We start from the raw sequence: 16,825 nt of genomic DNA, 5'->3' as shown, positions 1-16,825 counted from the left end.
CAGCCGAACAGCGCGATGGTGCCGGGGATGCGGCCCATTTCCTCGCGCACCATGTCGCCCAGGGAGCGACCGTTGCGGCGGGTGGACAGGAACAGGACCATGAAGTCCTGCACGGCCCCGGCCAGCACCACGCCGGCGATCAGCCAGAGTGTGCCGGGCAGGTAGCCCATCTGCGCCGCCAGCACCGGCCCGACCAGCGGCCCCGCGCCGGCAATCGCCGCGAAGTGGTGGCCGAAGAGGATGTGCTTGTTGGTCGGGACATAGTCCAGGCCATCGTTGTTGAGCACGGCGGGCGTGGCCCGGCGCGCATCGAGTTGCATCACGTTATTGGCGATGAAGAGGCTGTAGTAGCGGTACGCGACCAGGTAGAGGGCCACGGCGGCGACGACGATCCAGAGGGCGTTGATGGCTTCGCCGCGGCGCAAGGCCACGACACCCAGCGCGCACGCTCCCGCGACGGCCAGCAGAAGCCAGGGTATATGGCGCAGCAGGCTATTATTGTTGTTCATTTTTATATTCCAGCCAGGGTGGACAAGAAAGGCAGCTACCGGAGTTTAGCGCTAAGCAGGACAAAGGCCATACCCGACATTTGTCTGCCAGGATTCAACGGTGACGATGGCGCGCCAGCTGGGTCTATAGTCATTGAATCTCCAGAGGACATGCATGATGAACGATCGCCGCCGCTTCATAAGAATCGAATTCCATGCCAGGACCGAGCTGAGCCAGGGCCAATACATCTGGCCAGTGAAGCTGCTGGACCTGTCCCTCAAGGGCCTGCTGATCGAAAAACCCGAGCCCTGGCTCGGCGATCCCGAAGAGCCCTTCGAAGCCGACATCCATCTGGGCAAGGACGTCGAGGTGAAGATGGAGGTTCGTCTCGCCCACGATGATCATGGCCACCTGGGCTTCGTCTGCGAACACATCGATCTGGACTCCATCGCCCACCTGCGCCGGCTGGTGGAGCTGAACCTGGCCGACCACGATGAACTGGAGCGGGAGTTGGCGGCGTTGATCCAGATTTAGATACGCCGTCGATCCCTCATGGCAACAGGTTCTCTGTGGGAGCAAGGCTTGCCCGCGATGGCGGCGCTGCGGTTCTTCAAAAATCGAGTCGCCTGCGTCGCGAGCAAGCTTTGCTCCCACATAAACTTGCTGTCACCTAAGTCCCTTGCACCCGCGTTATTCGAACAACGAATCCAGCGCCTGCTCCAACCGCGTCACGGCAATGATCTGCAACCCTGCCGGGGCATCCTTCGGCGCGTTGGCCTTGGGCACGATGGCGCGTTTGAAGCCGTGCTTGGCCGCCTCCTTGAGCCGCTCCTGTCCACTGGGCACCGGCCGGACCTCGCCTGACAGTCCCACTTCGCCGAATACCAGCAAGTCATGGGGCAGCGGCCGATTGCGCAGGCTGGACATCACCGCCGCCATCAACGCCAGGTCCGACGCGGTTTCCAACACCTTGACCCCGCCCACGACGTTGAGGAAAACATCCTGGTCGTGAGTAGGAATACCGCCGTGGCGGTGCAGGACCGCCAGCAGCATCGCCAAGCGATTCTGGTCCAGTCCCAGGGTGACCCGGCGCGGATTCGCCAGGTGACTGTCGTCCACCAGCGCCTGCACCTCTACCAGCATCGGCCGGGTGCCTTCCCACGTCGCCATGACCACGCTGCCCGGTACTTCTTCCTGGGCTCGTGTCAGAAAGATCGCCGACGGGTTCGAGACCTCTTTCAAACCCCGGTCGGTCATGCCGAACACGCCCAGTTCGTTGACGGCGCCGAACCGGTTCTTCACGGCCCGCAACAAACGCAGCCGGCCATCGGATTCGCCTTCGAAATACAGCACCGTATCGACCATGTGCTCCAGCACCCGCGGTCCCGCCAGCGCGCCTTCCTTGGTGACGTGGCCCACCAGGAAAATCGCCGTACCGCTCTGCTTGGCGTAGCGCACCAGCAACGCCGCACTCTCGCGCACCTGGGACACGCCACCGGGCGCTGACTGCAACTGCTCGGTAAAAATCGTCTGGATCGAGTCGATCACCATCACCTTGGGTTTTTCCTGGCGCGCCGTGGCGATGATGCTTTCGATACACGTCTCAGTCATGACCCGCAGCCGGTCCTGGGGCAACCCCAGGCGCCGCGCCCGCATGGCGACCTGCTGCTGGGACTCTTCGCCGGTGACATACAGCGCAGACATCCGGTTGGCGATGTTGCACAAGGTCTGCAACAAAATGGTGGATTTGCCGATACCGGGGTCACCGCCGATCAACACCACCGAACCGTCCACCAGGCCGCCGCCCAATACACGGTCCAGCTCACCGGAGGCGGTGGAAAAACGCGGAATTTCTTCAACGCTGACCTCGGCCAGGGTCTTGATCTGCGCTTGCTGGCCGGCCCAGCCCGTGCGGCCGCTGGGCGCCGCCGCACCGCCGCTTTCCACCAGGGTTTCAGTCAGGCTGTTCCAGGCCCCGCATTCACTGCATTGGCCGGCCCATTTGGGAAAGGTCGAGCCGCACTCGGTGCAGCCGTACATGCGCTTTGCCTTGGCCATCTGAACTCCGGGTAAAAACCGCGATGATAGCCTATCGCGGAGCCGGCATTCTGATTTCACCCTTCGCCAGGTCCGCCGCGGTATTGCCCAACGGATCCTGCGCCTCCAGATCCGCGCCCTTGGCCTTCAAGGCATCGAGCAGCTCGGCACGCTTGAACAGGCCGGCGTACATCGCGGCGGTCTGCCCGGCACCGTTGCGCTGGTCAGGGCTGCAATCGGTGGACAGCAAACGACGTGCAATCTGCACTTCGCCCTTGAAAATAGCGCCCATGAGGGCCGTGTTGCCGCGCTTGTCCTGGGCACAGGCATCGGCGCCAGCGGCCAGTAACCGCTCCACCGCCGCACCGCGGCCGTGATAGGCCGCCAGGATCAGTGCCGTGTACCCCTTCTCATCCCGGGTATCCAGCGAATAACCGGCGTCGATAAAGGTATCGAGCATGGGCACGTCACCCCGGCGGGCGGCGTCGAAGTAATAGGTTTGCAACTGTTGCTGTAGCGCCGCGGGATCGTTGGGCATCAGCGGGTCGGCCAATACGCTCATCGACCAGGCCGCGAGTATCGATAAAAGGAATTTACGCATCATGAGCTCTCCTCTGGCATAGGCCTGTGGGCGCAAGCTTTGCCCCCACAGGCCATGCACCTGCCTGGCTGTGGATCAGTCGCTCAGCTTGGCCGCGAGCGCCTTCACCCGGGCCAGATCACCCTTGGCGACACGGGCTACGCCGGTGCCGTACTCAGGGTCGGCCTTGTAGAGGAACGACAGGATGATGTGCTTGCTCTCGTCATCGGTGGTCGCCAACGACCCACCGAAGTTTTCGATCAAGTCATCCCGCTCTTTCTTGCTGAACGAACGATACAAATCACCGGCCTGCTTGAAGTTCTGCTCGCGCTGGATCTTCGCTTGCTGGGTACTGCCGGTCAGCGCGGTCTGGCTGTAGCGCGCCGCTTGCAGTTCCTCACGCGGCGTCAGGCGGCTCGGCTGGTAATTCACGCCGGTGCTGGTGGCGCCGGGATTCATTGCGCCGTCCTGGTTACCATTGTTCACCGCCACCTTGGGAGCGTTGATTGGCAGTTGCAGGGCGTTGGCACCTATCCGGTACATTTGCGTATCGGCATAGGAAAACACCCGCCCCTGCAGCAGGCGGTCCTCGGAGGGCTCGATGCCCGGCACCAGGTTGGCCGGCGCCATCGCCACCTGCTCGGTTTCCTGGAAGACGTTGGCCGGATTACGGTTCAAGACCATTTGCCCGACTTTGCGCTCAGGCACGCCCGGCCAGATCTTGGTCGCGTCCAATGGATCAAAGTCAAACTTGGCAAGGTCCTGCGGGTTGAGTACCTGGACATACAAATCCCACTTGGGGAAGTCGCCCTTATTGATATGGCTCACCAAGTCATTGGTCATATGGCTATAGTCCTGACCCTGAACTTTCACCACTTCTTTCGGATCGAGGTTTTTCAGCCCCTGCAAACTTTTCCAGTGAAACTTCACGTAATGAACTTCACCCTTGGCATTCACCAACTTGTAAGCATGCACCCCGTTACCGTCCATTTCACGATAACTGGCCGGCGTGCCGGAGTTGGAATACAACTCGGTCAGGGTGCGAGTCGATTCTGGAACATGGGAGAAGAAGTCGAAGCGGCGGGAATCATCGTCCAAGTTGGTTCGCGGATCAGGCTTGAATGCATGGACCATGTCTGGAAACTTGATGGCATCGCGAATGAAGAACGTTGGGAAGTTGTTACCTACCAAGTCCCAGTTACCGTCGGCGGTGTAGAACTTAGTAGCGAAACCCCGGGGATCGCGCAGGGTTTCCGGTGAGTGATTGCCGTGCACCACCGCGGAAAAACGCACGAATACCGGGGTGACCTGGCCTGCGGCAAAAACCTTGGCCTTGGTCAGGTCGCTGAGGTCGTTGGACACCGTGAAGGTGCCATGGGCGCCGGTGCCACGGGCATGCACCACACGCTCAGGAATGCGTTCGCGATCAAAGCGCTGGAGCTTCTGGATCAACTGCACGTCCTGCAACAGGGTCGGACCGTTGGGGCCTGCGGTCTGCGAGTTCTGGTTATCGCCGACAGCCGCTCCGTTATCCCGGGTCAGGGTCGCCGCGTTGACAGACAAAGACAACAGGCTGGCGGTCAACACAACAAAAGCGCGGCGATGGGAGTGAATCCCGTGGCCAAGGGAAGTGTTCATAAAGATGTTCCTCTGATGTTATAGAGCGCATCCATGTGCGCCATCCAGAGGCTAGTGCTCGAAAAAGCAAAACCTAAATAGAAATGCCATACCGCGTTGATAGAAAAAACCTTGTAGGGACTCGAGCGGAAACCGCGTATCACGCGCGATTGATGGCATTTTGCAAACTTTTCATCCAGACCCGGGTCGATAGCTGAGACTTTTCAGGCCAGTGTGTTAAGCAGGACTCGCTGGACTGACTTACACTGGCATTCATCTTTCATCTGTCAAAAGGAATAACTCATGGGCGTGCTAAGCGAGTTCAAGGCCTTCGCGGTCAAGGGCAATGTCGTCGACATGGCCGTCGGGATTATCATCGGCGCCGCTTTCGGCAAGATCGTTTCGTCCTTCGTTGGCGACGTGGTCATGCCTCCGGTTGGCCTGCTGATCGGCGGGGTGGATTTCAGCGACCTGGCCATTACGCTCAAGGCCGCCCAGGGTGATGCGCCCGCAGTCGTATTGGCCTACGGCAAATTCATCCAGAGCACTATCGACTTCATCATCGTCGCGTTCGCCATCTTCATGGGCGTCAAGGCCATCAACCGCCTCAAACGCGAAGAAGCCGTGGCCCCGAGTGCGCCCCCTGTGCCGACCAAGGAAGAACTGCTACTGAGCGAAATCCGCGACCTGCTGAAGGCCCAGAACGAACGCTCCTGATGACATGAAAAGGGCGTCCTCAGGACGCCCTCTTCCTACCAATAATTTTCCACCGCCACCTGGCCCGGCCGACGGCTCAAGCTCAATTGCAGCCCCCTGGTCTTGAGCAACTGGCGCGTGTCATCGATCATTTGCGGATTGCCGCACAGCATGACGCGGGAATGCTCTGGCGTCAGCTCGACACCGGCCGCCCGCTCCAGCTCGCCATTCTCGATCAACGTGGTGATTCGCCCACTGAGCGCCCCCGGCCGCTGTTCACGGGTGACGGTCGCAATGAACCGGAACTTGTGAGCGAACTCGGCCAGGTAATCGCGCTGGGTCAACCCCTTGATCAGCTCCTGATACGCCAACTCCCGGGCCTCGCGCACGCTGTACACGAGGATGATCCGCTCGAATCTTTCCCAGGCTTCGAAGTCCTGCAGGATCGAAAGAAACGGCGCGACGCCCGTCCCGGTGGACAACAGCCACAGATCCCGTCCACCCACGAAGCGATCCAGCGTCAGGTAGCCAAACGCCAGGCGCTCCACCAGCAAATCGTCGCCCGGTCGCAAACGGCTCAGTTCACTGGTGAACTCACCCTGGGGAACGACAATGGAAAAGAATTCGAGAAACTCGTCGAACGGCGAAGACACCATGGAATAGGCGCGCCAGACCGTCGTGCCGTCCGCCTTGGTCACCCCCAGCCGGGCGAATTGACCGGCGCGAAAACGAAAGCCGCGGTCGCGGGTAGTGCGCAACGTAAACAGATGAGACGTCACCGGCTGGACGTCGAGCAGGGTCTGACGGGTGAACTTCTCTTCGCTGACAGTCATGAGCCACTCCAATGGGGCGAGATCATAGTGTCCCGCAAAGTGGTCAACATAACCACTGACAAACAGTAATGGCATTTAGTCATGATCTTGCGTTCAAATTCGTTTATCCCTCACAAAACTTATACAACCATAAGATTTTGTAAAATAAACAATTAAACAACCATAAAGAACGTAAGGCGAAATAAAAAATTCAACTGAAAGTTAGGAATAGTCCTACACTCAAAATTCCATCATGGATTGGATCCCACAAGGATGTATCAACCCAGGAGAGAGCGATGGACAAGTGGAAGGACTTGCAGCTGAGGAAGTTAGCCCATGAGAAAGACTTGCAGACCGCCTATCGTCTAGTGCTGAATTTCTTTAACAATCAAGGATTTGAATATTGCGCATTCGCAGCCTACCTCGGCACTCCCGACCAGCACACCAGCAAGGTGAACTTGAATAATTACCCCTATGGGTGGAACAAGTTTTATGAACAGAACGGCCATGCTTTCAATGATCCAATAGTGGCGCATTGCAATCAATCGCCGCTTCCCATCCTGTGGGATGAAAACGTTTTTGCACAAGCTCCAAAGTTATGGCGCGAACTTAACCGCCAGGGCCTCAAGTATGGTTGGACCCAGGCTGTACATGGTGCACCGGGGAGCCATTGCAGCCTGTTCAGCCTGGCACGAACCCACGGTCCCATCGACATCGAGGAGCACTATAGCAATCTCGGCTACGCCATCTTCGCCAGTCAAACGCTGCATGTGCTGGCGAGCGAGAAATTATCCGACGTCGTCGGGCAGAAATACCATCTGTCCCCCCGGGAAATCGAAGTGTTGAGGTGGTCCGCCGAAGGCAAGACAGCGTCCGAGGTGGGCAGAATCCTTTGCCTTTCCGAACGCACGGTGAATTTCCATGTTTGCAGTTGCATGCGAAAACTCAATGTCAGCAACAAGATTTCAGCCGTCGCCAAGGCGGCCCACATCCACGTGATCTGAACAGCAAGCCGGCACCGAACAGAAAACCCACGAGTAAAGTCCAACAAAAAAACGTAACATTTACGGTTCCCCTTGAATGATGACGCGCCTGGCGCGCGACGCAGTTCATTCAAGCGGTCCCGCTCAGATACCAGCCCCAGGGCAGCGGGACATTCGTTGATTTGCAGAGTCCCAGCCATGCCCTTGCTCGAAAGCCCCTTCGCCCAACTCGACCTGATCCGCCAACCCGAACAGCAGAACGAACCTCTGCAAGCTTTCGATGCGGCCGATGAATACCTGCTCGCGCACCTGGCCGGGCAACAGCCCGCCGCGTCGACCCGGGTCCTGGTGCTCAACGACAGCTTCGGCGCTCTGGCGGCCAGCCTGGCCGGCAAGGTCGAGGTCACCAGCAGCAGCGACTCGTTCCTGGCCTTGCAGGCCCTGGGGAAAAACCTGGTGCGCAATGGGCTGCCTTTCGATGCGGTGCCGACTGTGCCGGCCAGCGAGCCGTGGGATGGGTTTTTCGATCGGGTCCTGATCAAGGTCCCGAAAACCCTGGCGCTCCTGGAAGAACAACTGATTCGCTTGCAAGGCCACCTGGCCCCGGGCGCCCAGGTGATTGCCGCGGCGATGGTCAAGCACTTGCCACGGGCCGCGGGTGATTTGCTGGAGCGCTACATCGGTCCCGTGATGGCTTCCCTGGCGGTGAAAAAGGCGCGGCTGTTGATTGCCACGCCCGAAACCAAGGCGCCCGCCGTGTCGCCCTACCCCACCCGCTATTGGCTGGACGAACCCAGGATCGAACTGCGCAACCACGCCAACGTCTTTTGCCGTGAAGGCCTGGACATCGGCACCCGTGCGTTCCTGCCGCACTTGCCGCAGAACCTCGGGACAGCCCGCGTCGCAGACCTGGGATGCGGCAACGGCGTACTGGCCATCGCCAGCGCACTGCACAATCCCGAGGCCCACTACACCCTGGTGGATGAGTCGTACATGGCCGTGCAATCGGCAGCCGAGAACTGGCGGGCCGCATTGGGCGAGCGCGACGTGACCTTGCGCGCCGCCGATGGCCTGGCCGGGCAGCCAGCCCAGTCACTGGATGTGGTGCTGTGCAATCCACCCTTCCACCAGCTGCAGGTCGTGGGGGATTTCCTCGCCTGGCGCATGTTCCAGCAAGCGCGCGAAGCCTTGGTGGTGGGTGGTGCGCTGTACATCGTCGGCAACCGCCACCTGGGTTACCACAGCAAACTGGCGCGGCTGTTCCGCGGAGTCGAGCAAGTGGCCGCGACGCCGAAATTCGTGATCCTCAAAGCGAGGAAATAACCTGGGGAGCGAGGCTTGCCCCACAAATCATCAGTGAGTGGTCAGGCCGGCAGCGTTCATGAACATGCGCATCAGGCTGGCGACGATGAACAACGCCAGCACACTCCCCGCCCAGATCGCCAACAACCAGCCGAGCCGCTGCCAGAGCGGTTTGCGCTCGGCAGCCTCGATCTCTTTCAAATCAGGTTTGGCCATGTCCAGCGCTCCGCCGGTCGATCAATGGTAGCCGTCATCGTGGGTCACCTTGCCGCGGAACACGTAGTAGCTCCAGAAGGTGTACACCAGGATCAACGGGATGATGAACAACGTGCCGACCAGCATGAAGCCCTGGCTCTGGGGCGGTGACGAGGCGTCCCAGATCGAGATGGACGGCGGCACGATGTTCGGCCACAGGCTGATGCCCAGGCCGCTGTAGCCCAGGAAGATCAACACCAGCGTCAGGATGAACGGGGTGTAATGGGCATTGCGGGCCACCGCACGGAGCAACCCGTACAGCGTCACCAACACCAGGATCGGCACCGGCAGGAACCAGAACAGGTTCGGCAGGGTGAACCAGCGCGCCGCGATGTCGGCGTGGGCCAGGGGAGTCCAGAGACTGACGACACCGATCACCGCCAGCACAACGAACGCCAGGGGCCGGGCCAGGTCATGCATCTGCTCTTGCAACTTGCCTTCGGTTTTCATGATCAGCCAGGTGCAGCCAAGCAACGCATAAGCGACGATCAACGCCAGGCCGCAGAACACCGTGAACGGCGTGAACCAATCCAGCGAGCCACCGGCGAACTGGCGATTGACCACCTCGAATCCGTCGATGAACGCCCCCAGCGCCACACCCTGGAAGAAGGTGGCCGTCAGCGAGCCACCAATGAATGCCTTGTCCCAGAGGTGACGCTTCTCAGCCTTGGCCTTGAAGCGGAACTCAAAGGCCACGCCGCGGAAGATCAGGCCGATGAGCATCAGGATCAACGGCAGGTACAGTGCCGAAAGCACCACCGAGTAGGCCAGCGGAAACGCTCCGAACAGCCCGGCACCGCCCAGAACCAACCAGGTTTCGTTACCGTCCCAGACCGGTGCCACGGTGTTCATCATCACGTCGCGGTCGCGGTCGCCCTTGACGAAGGGGAAGAGAATGCCGATCCCCAGGTCGAAGCCGTCCATGATCACGTACATCATGATGCCGAAGATGATGACCACGGCCCAGATCAGCGGAAGATCAATACCCATGATTCAATTCCCCTTGTTCGAGCGTTCGTTATGGTCCATGTCGTCGCCGTCATCGGCGGCCGACAAGGGCCGGGCCGGCGTACGTTTCTGACCCGGGCCACCGTCGCTCGGCTCCGTTTCGTGGGCCTCCGGCCCCTTGCGCACCAGACGCATCATGTAGCTCAGGCCGGCGCCGAACAGCGCGAAATACACCACGACGAACAGCAGCAGGGTGATGCTCATCTGCGCGAAGCTGTGGCCGGACGAAGCATCGGCCGTGCGCATCAAGCCATAGACCACCCACGGCTGGCGGCCGATCTCCGTGGTAAACCAGCCGGCCAGTATCGCGACCAGTCCGGACGGCCCCATCCACAGCACCATGTAGAGAAACGGTCGGGATTGATAGATCCGGTCGTTGCGGCGCAGCCACAAGCTGCATAGCCCAGTGAAAATCATCAGCAAGCCGAGGCCGACCATGACCCGGAACGACCAGAACACGATGGTCGAGTTCGGTCGGTCCTCAGGCGGGAATTCCTTGAGGGCCGGCACTTGCTTGTCCAGGCTGTGGGTCAGGATCAGGCTGCCTAGGTAAGGAATTTCCACAGCGAAGCGGGTTTTTTCTGCTTGCATGTCCGGCAATCCGAACAGGATCAGCGGGGTCGGTTCATTGCCAACGTTTTCCCAATGCCCCTCGATGGCGGCGATTTTCGCCGGCTGGTGCTTGAGGGTGTTCAAGCCATGGAAGTCGCCGATGACTGCCTGCACCGGCGCCACCAACAAAGCCATCCACATGGCCATCGACAACATACGGCGGATGGCCGGGTTATCGCGCCCGCGCAGTAAATGCCAGGCCGCCGACGAGCCGACAAAAAACGCCGTGGCGACAAACGCCGCCGTGGACATGTGCAACAGTCGATAAGGGAACGAGGGGTTGAACACCACCGCCAGCCAATCCACCGGAATCACCCGGCCATCGACGATTTCGTAGCCCTGCGGGGTCTGCATCCAGCTGTTGGAAGAGAGGATCCAGAAGGTCGAGATCAACGTGCCGATGGCTACCATGACCGTGGAGAAGAAGTGCAGGCCGCGGCCAACGCGATTCCAGCCGAACAGCATCACGCCCAGGAAACCCGCTTCGAGGAAGAACGCCGTGAGCACCTCGTAGGTCAGCAACGGCCCGGTGATCGCACCGGCGAAGTCCGAGAAACGGCTCCAGTTGGTGCCGAACTGATAGGCCATGACCAGGCCGGACACCACCCCCATACCGAAGTTGACGGCAAAGATCTTCGACCAGAAGTGGTACAGGTCGCGGTAGGTGTCATCACGGGTCTTGAGCCACAAGCCCTCGAGTACCGCCAGGTAACTCGCCAGGCCAATGGTGATGGCGGGAAACAGGATGTGGAACGAGATGGTGAACGCGAACTGGATTCGGGCGAGATCGAGCGCCTCCAAACCGAACATAAATCTTCCTCTGTCAGGTAAACCGGCTGCGGGTGGGGCTTGCATCGCGTCCCACAGCGAATAGGAGTGCGATGCTTTTCAAATCGTTCTTTTTAAAACCGTCACAACGCAGGACTCTGGCCCGGAGGCCGTCAGCACAACGCCCCGAAGGAAATTGACCTGGGTCAAGCAATGTTCAAAGAGTAGCCGCATTCCGCTTGAGGAACCGCGTGGTCTTTTGCCGCGTGGCAGGTTGTCTCAGTACCCATGCAAGGAACCGCGCGCCCTGCTGAAGTCCTTTGTGGCACCGTCCCGCTATGCGGGAGCAAAGCTTGCTCGCGAAACAGACCTCCGATCCCTTGAAAGACTGCGTCGTCTTCATCGCGGGCAAGCCTTGCTCCCACAGAATCTTCACGCCAGCAGGATTGCTGGCTAGAGATCGATGTTTGGCTAACTATTTTTCCCGCGACCGCAACCTCCGGTTACAGCTCGGTGATAATCTCATTGCCCTCATCACCGGACCTCTTCCAGATGCCCAGCCAAGCACCGCTGCTGCTCCGTCACCACCGTCCCTTCATCGCCTTCTGGCTGGCCCGGATCTTTACCGCCAGCGGCTTCCAGATGCTCACCGTGGCCATTGGCTGGAACCTCTACCAACTGACCGGCAACGTATTGGACCTGGGGCTCGTCGGGTTGGTGGAGTTCGCCCCACGCGTGCTGTTCATGCTGCACACCGGGCACGTGGCCGACCGCTATGACCGCCGCAAGGTCGCGGCCATCTGCCAGTCGTTGCAGGCGATGATCGCCCTGGCGCTGGCAATTGGCAGCGCCACCGACCAGGTCACGCGGGAGATGATCTTCATCTTCGCCTTCGTGCTCGGCGCCGCCCGCTCCTTCGAATTGCCGACCACCCAGGCGTTGCTGCCGAGTATCGTGCCCACCGCGTTGTTTCCCCGTGCCGTGGCCGCCGCGCAGTCGGCCCAGCAATCGGCCACCATCGTCGCCCCGGCGCTCGGCGGCTTGCTTTATGCCTTTGGCAGTGTCTGGGTCTACGGCCCGACGGTGCTGCTTTACTGCATCGCCTGCTGCCTGATGCTCAACCTGCCCGCCCGCCAGACACCGTTGAACACCGGCAAGGCGACCCTGGATTCGCTGCTGGCCGGGATTCGCTTTATCCGCAGCCGTCCGGACATCCTCGGGGCGATTTCCCTGGACCTGTTCGCCGTGCTGCTGGGCGGCGCGACGGCGCTGCTACCAGTGTTCGCCAAGGACATCCTGCTCACCGGTCCCTGGGGCCTGGGCCTGCTGCGCTCGGCACCGGCAGTGGGGGCCTTGCTGATGTCGCTGTGGCTGGCGCGGTTCGCGGTGGAACGCAAGGTCGGCCGGGTGATGTTCACCGCCGTGGGCGTGTTCGGCGTCGCCACCATCGCCTTCGGCCTGTCCACCTCGTTCTGGTTTTCCCTGGCGGTGCTGGTGGTGCTGGGCGCGGCGGACATGATCAGCATGGTGATCCGCGCCTCCTTCGTGCAGTTGGAGACGCCGGATGAAATGCGTGGTCGGGTCAGCGCAGTGAACGGGTTGTTCATCGGTGCTTCGAACCAGTTGGGCGAGTTCGAATCCGGCCTGACCGCCCACTGGTTCGGCACAGTGCCGGCGGTGGTCATGGGCGGCGTGGGGACGCTGTTGGTGACCGGGGCCTGGATCAAACTGTTCCCGACCCTGGCCCACCGCGACCGTATGCACGAACCGCTGGACGCGAACGCCTGATATCCCTCAGGCCAGCAACTCCGCCGCCACCACACTCCTCACGCCCTTGCCGGACAGTTGCTCCACCAGCGTCAGCGCAAACGCCACGGCGGCGGCCGAGCCCTGGGCGGTGATGCAGTTGCCGTCCACCACCACCGGCTGGTCGACGAAGGTGCAACCCGACAACTGTTGGCTCACCGCCGGCAGGCAGGTCATGCGACGTTGGCGTAGCACGCCTGATGCTTGCAGTACCAGCGCCGGGGCTTCGGCAATGGCGGCGAAGAACCGACCGGTGGCCGCGTGGTCCTTGATCAGTTGTTGCAGCGGCTGATGGGCCGCCAGGTGCTGCGCGCCGATAATGCCGCCGGGCAAGACGATCAGATCGAACGTCTGCACCAGCAGGTCCACCAGCATGCCATCGGCGGTCAAGCGCGTGCCGCGGGCGCAGGTGAGCATCCGCCGCCCTTCGATGCTCGCCACCACCACTTCGACCTGGGCGCGACGCAGCACATCGATCAGGGTCACGGTCTGCAGGTCGTCGACACCCTGGGCGACGGCGATCAGGGCTCGGGGGATCTTGGTTCCAGGAATCATGGGGACTCTCCACGGGGTCATGCCTGTAGTGTAGGACCTGCCGCCGAGGAGGTTATTTGATGTACAGCTGGGTCGACATCCGGTTGCCCGGGGCGTTGATCGACTGGTTGCTGAAGCTGAAGGTGCCTTCTTGCCGACCCTTCAGGTCGAAGATGTACAAATAGCCAACGACTTTGGTCCGCGTCGAACAATCGTTGAGATTGCCATTGCTGAACGCACACACCGGCGAGCGGGTGCCGTCGACTTCGAAGCCGTCCAGGGTGACGTGGGGCTGGCGGCCATAGCCGACTTCCAGCACGTAGACCTTGATGTTCGGGCCACTGTGGTCGCAACGGGTCTGCGCCTGCCCGGCCGCGATGTCCTCGAAGCCACAGGCCGGCGATTCGACCTTGAGCACCTTGACCTCGCTCAACGGTGGCGCCGACGCGGCGTTCGCCGCCTGCCCGGTTAACCACAAGCCCAGCGCACAGCCCACTGCCGTCATCCATTTTTTGTTCATGCAATACATAGCGATCTCCCGAAACCGCGCGCAGTATGGCCCAGTTGTCACGTTGGCAAAACATCGGCGAGGATCGCAGCCATATCGCTACGCTGCTGGTATCATGCGCGGCTTTTTCCGACCCGCAGAAAATTCCAGGCGCCACGGGCGACCTGTGCTTTGCTGTTTGAGGTCGATACATTCACGGCGCCCGGCGCGCCACGGGGAGCAGACATGCTGGAAAGGCTGTTTCAACTCAAGGCACACAACACCAACGTGCGGACCGAGATCCTGGCGGGCGTCACGACCTTCCTGGCCATGGCCTACATCCTGTTCGTCAACCCGAGCATCCTCGGTGAAACCGGCATGGACAAAGGCGCGGTGTTCGTCGCCACCTGCCTGGCGGCGGCCATCGGCTCCACGGTCATGGGCCTGATCGCCAACTACCCGATCGCCCTCGCGCCGGGCATGGGCCTCAATGCCTTTTTCACCTACACCGTGGTCCTGCACATGGGCCATACCTGGCAAGTCGCGCTGGGGGCGGTGTTCGTCTCTGCCGTGCTGTTCTTCCTGCTGTCGATCTTTCGTATCCGCGAGTGGATCATCAACAGCATCCCGCTGGCGCTGCGTTCGGCCATCGCCGCCGGCATCGGCCTGTTCCTGGCGCTGATCGCCCTGCATAACGCCGACATCGTGGTGGGAAACCCGGCGACCATGGTCGGCCTCGGCGATCTGAAGAAACCGGCACCGATCCTCGCGACCCTGGGCTTCGTCCTGATCGTCGCCCTCGAGGCGTTGAAAGTGCGCGGCGCAGTGCTGATCGGCATCCTGACAGTGACCATCGTCTCGATCCTGATGGGCTTCTCGCCGTTCGGCGGTGTCATCTCCACGCCGCCGTCCCTGGCCCCGACCTTCCTGCAACTGGACATCAAGGGCGCCTTGGATATCGGCCTGGTGAGCGTGATCTTCGCCTTCCTGTTCGTCGACCTGTTCGACAATTCCGGCACCCTGATCGGCGTCGCCAAGCGCGCCGGGCTGATGGGCAAGGACGGCCACATGCCGAAGATGGGCCGCGCGCTGATCGCCGACAGCACCGCTGCCATGGCCGGCTCGCTGCTGGGCACCTCCACCACCACCAGTTACATCGAATCGGCGGTGGGCGTCAGCGCCGGCGGCCGCACGGGGCTGACCGCCATCGTCGTGGCCATCCTGTTCCTGCTGGCGCTGTTCTTCTCGCCGCTGGCCGCTAGCGTGCCGGCCTTCGCCACCGCACCGGCCCTGCTGTTCGTGGCCGTGCTGATGACCTCCGGCCTGGCGGAAATCGACTGGGACGACATCACCGTTGCCGCCCCTGTGCTGGTCACCGCCCTGGCCATGCCATTCACTTACTCCATCGCCAACGGCATCGCCTTCGGTTTCATCGCCTGGACCGCCATCAAGCTGGTGTCCGGCCGTGGCCGTGAGCTGAACCCGGCGCTGGTCATCCTGTCGATCCTGTTCGTGATCAAGTTGGGTTGGTTCAACGCATGACTTTCGATTCCCAGGCCTACGCCACCCAACTCCAGGACAAGGTCACCCGCTTGCGTGACCTGTTGGCGCCGTTCGATGCTCCGCAGCCGGACGTCTTCGACTCGCCGTTGCAAAACTTCCGCCTGCGTGCCGAGTTCCGTCTCTGGCGCGAGGCCGGCGAGCGGCATTACGCGATGTTCTCCCAGGAGGACAAGCGCACGCCGATCCTCATCGAGCAGTTCCCCATCGCCAGCCTGCGCATCAATCAGTTGATGCCGCAACTCAAGGCCGCCTGGCAGGCCAGCGCGCCCCTGAGCCATAAGTTGTTCCAGGTGGAGTTCCTGACCACCCTGGCCGGCGATGCGATGATCACCCTGTGCTATCACCGCCCGCTGGACGAGCACTGGCACGCCGCGGCGTCGAAACTGGCGAGCGACCTGGGCGTCAGCATCATCGGTCGTTCCAAGGGCAAGCGCGAAGTGATCGGCCACGACTACGTGGTGGAGAAACTCGACGTGGGCGGTCGCACCTTCAGCTATCGCCAGCCGGAAGGCGCCTTCACCCAGCCCAACGGCACGGTGAACCAGAAGATGCTCAACTGGGCTTACGAGGCGTTGGGCGATCGCAGCGACGATCTGCTGGAGCTGTACTGCGGCAATGGCAACTTCACCCTGCCCCTGGCCACCCGCGTGCGCAAGGTGCTGGCGACAGAGATCAGCAAGACTTCGGTGAACGCGGCGCTGAGCAACCTCAGCGAAAACGCTGTGGATAACGTCACGCTGGTGCGCCTGTCGGCCGAAGAGCTGACCGAAGCCCTGAACGAAGTCCGCCCGTTCCGGCGCCTGCAGGGCATCGACCTGAAAAGCTATGAGTTCGGTAGCGTCTTCGTCGACCCGCCCCGTGCCGGCATGGACCCGGACACCTGCGAGCTGACCCGGCGGTTCGAGAACATCCTGTACATCTCCTGCAACCCGGAAACCCTCGCGGCCAACATCGCGCAATTGCACGACACCCACCGCATCATGCGCTGCGCGCTGTTCGACCAATTCCCCTGGACCCATCACATGGAGTCCGGGGTGTTGTTGACTCGGCGTTAAGCGCTGACGGGACAGGGCAAAGCTATGTGAGTGCATGGCTTGCCCGCGATACAGGCGACTCAATTTTTGAAAACCGCGTCGCCTGTATCGCGGGCAAGCCTTGCTCCCAGAGATAAGTGCCCTCGCCACAAGTAATCCCTTCCCCCCAAACCCAAGGCAATGTTCGATCATCGAACACTTATTAGCCCATGACAGCGGCTTCGTTTGACCAAATTAACCAT

Annotated in this window: 17 protein-coding genes; 7 read left to right on the top strand and 10 right to left on the bottom strand. The window is 61.2% G+C overall.

Annotated features, from left to right (window positions below; translation table 11 throughout):
- A partial coding sequence (locus N4Q37_RS12395) for a carbon starvation CstA family protein (protein WP_313958322.1) occupies positions 1–509 on the bottom strand: 509 nt, incomplete at its 3' end.
- A gap of 157 nt (positions 510–666) precedes the next feature.
- On the opposite strand from N4Q37_RS12395, the gene N4Q37_RS12390 reads away from it, so the two are divergent.
- The gene (locus N4Q37_RS12390) at positions 667–1,023 is read left to right on the top strand and encodes a PilZ domain-containing protein (RefSeq protein ID WP_260958287.1); all 357 of its coding nucleotides are present in this window, start codon (positions 667–669) and stop codon (positions 1,021–1,023) included.
- Positions 1,024–1,179: 156 nt separating this feature from the next.
- Here the strand turns inward: N4Q37_RS12390 and radA are convergent, their stop codons facing one another.
- The 3 genes from radA to katB form a co-directional block, all read right to left on the bottom strand.
- Positions 1,180–2,547 carry a DNA repair protein RadA gene (gene radA / locus N4Q37_RS12385; protein WP_260958286.1) on the bottom strand — a complete coding sequence of 456 codons (1,368 nt, stop codon included), beginning with the start codon at positions 2,545–2,547 and terminating at the stop codon, positions 1,180–1,182.
- A gap of 31 nt (positions 2,548–2,578) precedes the next feature.
- Positions 2,579–3,127 (bottom strand): ankyrin repeat domain-containing protein, encoded by a 549-nt coding sequence (locus tag N4Q37_RS12380; protein ID WP_260958293.1) that lies wholly within the window; start codon positions 3,125–3,127, stop codon positions 2,579–2,581.
- 75 nt (positions 3,128–3,202) lie between these two features.
- A complete protein-coding gene (katB, locus tag N4Q37_RS12375) occupies positions 3,203–4,744 on the bottom strand; it encodes a catalase KatB (protein WP_260958285.1) in 1,542 nt (513 codons plus the stop codon).
- A 282-nt stretch (positions 4,745–5,026) separates the two neighbouring features.
- On the opposite strand from katB, the gene mscL reads away from it, so the two are divergent.
- The gene (mscL, locus tag N4Q37_RS12370) at positions 5,027–5,440 is read left to right on the top strand and encodes a large-conductance mechanosensitive channel protein MscL (protein ID WP_260958284.1); all 414 of its coding nucleotides are present in this window, start codon (positions 5,027–5,029) and stop codon (positions 5,438–5,440) included.
- 35 nt (positions 5,441–5,475) lie between these two features.
- Here mscL and N4Q37_RS12365 read toward each other — a convergent pair whose 3' ends face one another.
- On the bottom strand, positions 5,476–6,252 hold the full coding sequence (locus tag N4Q37_RS12365) for a ferredoxin--NADP reductase (RefSeq protein WP_260958283.1): 777 nt from the start codon (positions 6,250–6,252) through the stop codon (positions 5,476–5,478).
- Between the two features lie 275 nt (positions 6,253–6,527).
- Here N4Q37_RS12365 and N4Q37_RS12360 point away from each other — a divergent pair, with 275 nt between their 5' ends.
- Both N4Q37_RS12360 and N4Q37_RS12355 read left to right on the top strand, forming a co-directional pair.
- Complete coding sequence (locus N4Q37_RS12360) at positions 6,528–7,235, top strand: autoinducer binding domain-containing protein (RefSeq protein ID WP_260958282.1); 708 nt, start codon at positions 6,528–6,530, stop codon at positions 7,233–7,235.
- Positions 7,236–7,412: 177 nt separating this feature from the next.
- Positions 7,413–8,537: a methyltransferase gene (locus tag N4Q37_RS12355; protein WP_260958281.1), complete on the top strand. Its 1,125-nt coding sequence runs from the start codon at positions 7,413–7,415 to the stop codon at positions 8,535–8,537.
- A 30-nt stretch (positions 8,538–8,567) separates the two neighbouring features.
- Here the strand turns inward: N4Q37_RS12355 and N4Q37_RS12350 are convergent, their stop codons facing one another.
- Genes N4Q37_RS12350 through N4Q37_RS12340 form a run of 3 tightly spaced genes read right to left on the bottom strand, consistent with a single transcriptional unit; the run spans position 8,568 to position 11,201 of the window.
- Entirely contained in the window at positions 8,568–8,732 is a 165-nt protein-coding gene (locus tag N4Q37_RS12350; RefSeq protein WP_260958280.1) for a DUF2474 domain-containing protein, read from the bottom strand.
- Positions 8,733–8,753: 21 nt separating this feature from the next.
- Positions 8,754–9,761: a cytochrome d ubiquinol oxidase subunit II gene (gene cydB, locus N4Q37_RS12345; RefSeq protein ID WP_260958279.1), complete on the bottom strand. Its 1,008-nt coding sequence runs from the start codon at positions 9,759–9,761 to the stop codon at positions 8,754–8,756.
- Positions 9,762–9,764: 3 nt separating this feature from the next.
- Positions 9,765–11,201, bottom strand: a complete 1,437-nt coding sequence (locus N4Q37_RS12340) for a cytochrome ubiquinol oxidase subunit I (protein WP_260958278.1) — start codon at positions 11,199–11,201, stop codon at positions 9,765–9,767.
- 510 nt (positions 11,202–11,711) lie between these two features.
- Here N4Q37_RS12340 and N4Q37_RS12335 point away from each other — a divergent pair.
- On the top strand, positions 11,712–12,947 hold the full coding sequence (locus tag N4Q37_RS12335) for an MFS transporter (protein WP_260958277.1): 1,236 nt from the start codon (positions 11,712–11,714) through the stop codon (positions 12,945–12,947).
- A gap of 6 nt (positions 12,948–12,953) precedes the next feature.
- On the opposite strand, the gene N4Q37_RS12330 is transcribed toward N4Q37_RS12335, so the two are convergent.
- Together N4Q37_RS12330 and N4Q37_RS12325 are read right to left on the bottom strand one after the other, a co-directional pair.
- Positions 12,954–13,520, bottom strand: coding sequence for a DJ-1 family glyoxalase III (locus tag N4Q37_RS12330; protein WP_260958276.1), 567 nt, complete (start codon positions 13,518–13,520; stop codon positions 12,954–12,956).
- 52 nt (positions 13,521–13,572) lie between these two features.
- Positions 13,573–14,028, bottom strand: a complete 456-nt coding sequence (locus tag N4Q37_RS12325) for a YolA family protein (RefSeq protein WP_260958275.1) — start codon at positions 14,026–14,028, stop codon at positions 13,573–13,575.
- Positions 14,029–14,232: 204 nt separating this feature from the next.
- Here N4Q37_RS12325 and N4Q37_RS12320 point away from each other — a divergent pair, with 204 nt between their 5' ends.
- Complete coding sequence (locus N4Q37_RS12320; protein WP_260958274.1) at positions 14,233–15,528, top strand: NCS2 family permease; 1,296 nt, start codon at positions 14,233–14,235, stop codon at positions 15,526–15,528.
- Positions 15,525–16,604 carry a tRNA (uridine(54)-C5)-methyltransferase TrmA gene (trmA, locus tag N4Q37_RS12315; protein ID WP_260958273.1) on the top strand — a complete coding sequence of 360 codons (1,080 nt, stop codon included), beginning with the start codon at positions 15,525–15,527 and terminating at the stop codon, positions 16,602–16,604. The genes N4Q37_RS12320 and trmA overlap by 4 nt, the downstream gene beginning before the upstream one ends.
- The last annotated feature ends 221 nt before the right edge of the window (positions 16,605–16,825 follow it).

It is taken from the genome of Pseudomonas citri (assembly GCF_025336485.1).
GTDB lineage: Bacteria > Pseudomonadota > Gammaproteobacteria > Pseudomonadales > Pseudomonadaceae > Aquipseudomonas > Aquipseudomonas citri.
Note: the sequence above shows the minus strand (reverse complement) of the source record. Positions and strands in the feature narration are given on the sequence as shown.

Coding starts and splice junctions, on each gene's coding strand:
- N4Q37_RS12390 (WP_260958287.1), top strand. CDS start 667: ATGAACGATCGCCGCCGCTTCATAAGAATCGAATTCCATGCCAGGACC.
- katB (WP_260958285.1), bottom strand. CDS start 4,744: ATGAACACTTCCCTTGGCCACGGGATTCACTCCCATCGCCGCGCTTTT.
- N4Q37_RS12360 (WP_260958282.1), top strand. CDS start 6,528: ATGGACAAGTGGAAGGACTTGCAGCTGAGGAAGTTAGCCCATGAGAAA.
- N4Q37_RS12355 (WP_260958281.1), top strand. CDS start 7,413: ATGCCCTTGCTCGAAAGCCCCTTCGCCCAACTCGACCTGATCCGCCAA.
- mscL (WP_260958284.1), top strand. CDS start 5,027: ATGGGCGTGCTAAGCGAGTTCAAGGCCTTCGCGGTCAAGGGCAATGTC.
- trmA (WP_260958273.1), top strand. CDS start 15,525: ATGACTTTCGATTCCCAGGCCTACGCCACCCAACTCCAGGACAAGGTC.
- N4Q37_RS12335 (WP_260958277.1), top strand. CDS start 11,712: ATGCCCAGCCAAGCACCGCTGCTGCTCCGTCACCACCGTCCCTTCATC.
- cydB (WP_260958279.1), bottom strand. CDS start 9,761: ATGGGTATTGATCTTCCGCTGATCTGGGCCGTGGTCATCATCTTCGGC.
- N4Q37_RS12350 (WP_260958280.1), bottom strand. CDS start 8,732: ATGGCCAAACCTGATTTGAAAGAGATCGAGGCTGCCGAGCGCAAACCG.
- N4Q37_RS12320 (WP_260958274.1), top strand. CDS start 14,233: ATGCTGGAAAGGCTGTTTCAACTCAAGGCACACAACACCAACGTGCGG.
- N4Q37_RS12325 (WP_260958275.1), bottom strand. CDS start 14,028: ATGTATTGCATGAACAAAAAATGGATGACGGCAGTGGGCTGTGCGCTG.
- N4Q37_RS12340 (WP_260958278.1), bottom strand. CDS start 11,201: ATGTTCGGTTTGGAGGCGCTCGATCTCGCCCGAATCCAGTTCGCGTTC.
- N4Q37_RS12330 (WP_260958276.1), bottom strand. CDS start 13,520: ATGATTCCTGGAACCAAGATCCCCCGAGCCCTGATCGCCGTCGCCCAG.
- N4Q37_RS12380 (WP_260958293.1), bottom strand. CDS start 3,127: ATGCGTAAATTCCTTTTATCGATACTCGCGGCCTGGTCGATGAGCGTA.
- N4Q37_RS12365 (WP_260958283.1), bottom strand. CDS start 6,252: ATGACTGTCAGCGAAGAGAAGTTCACCCGTCAGACCCTGCTCGACGTC.
- radA (WP_260958286.1), bottom strand. CDS start 2,547: ATGGCCAAGGCAAAGCGCATGTACGGCTGCACCGAGTGCGGCTCGACC.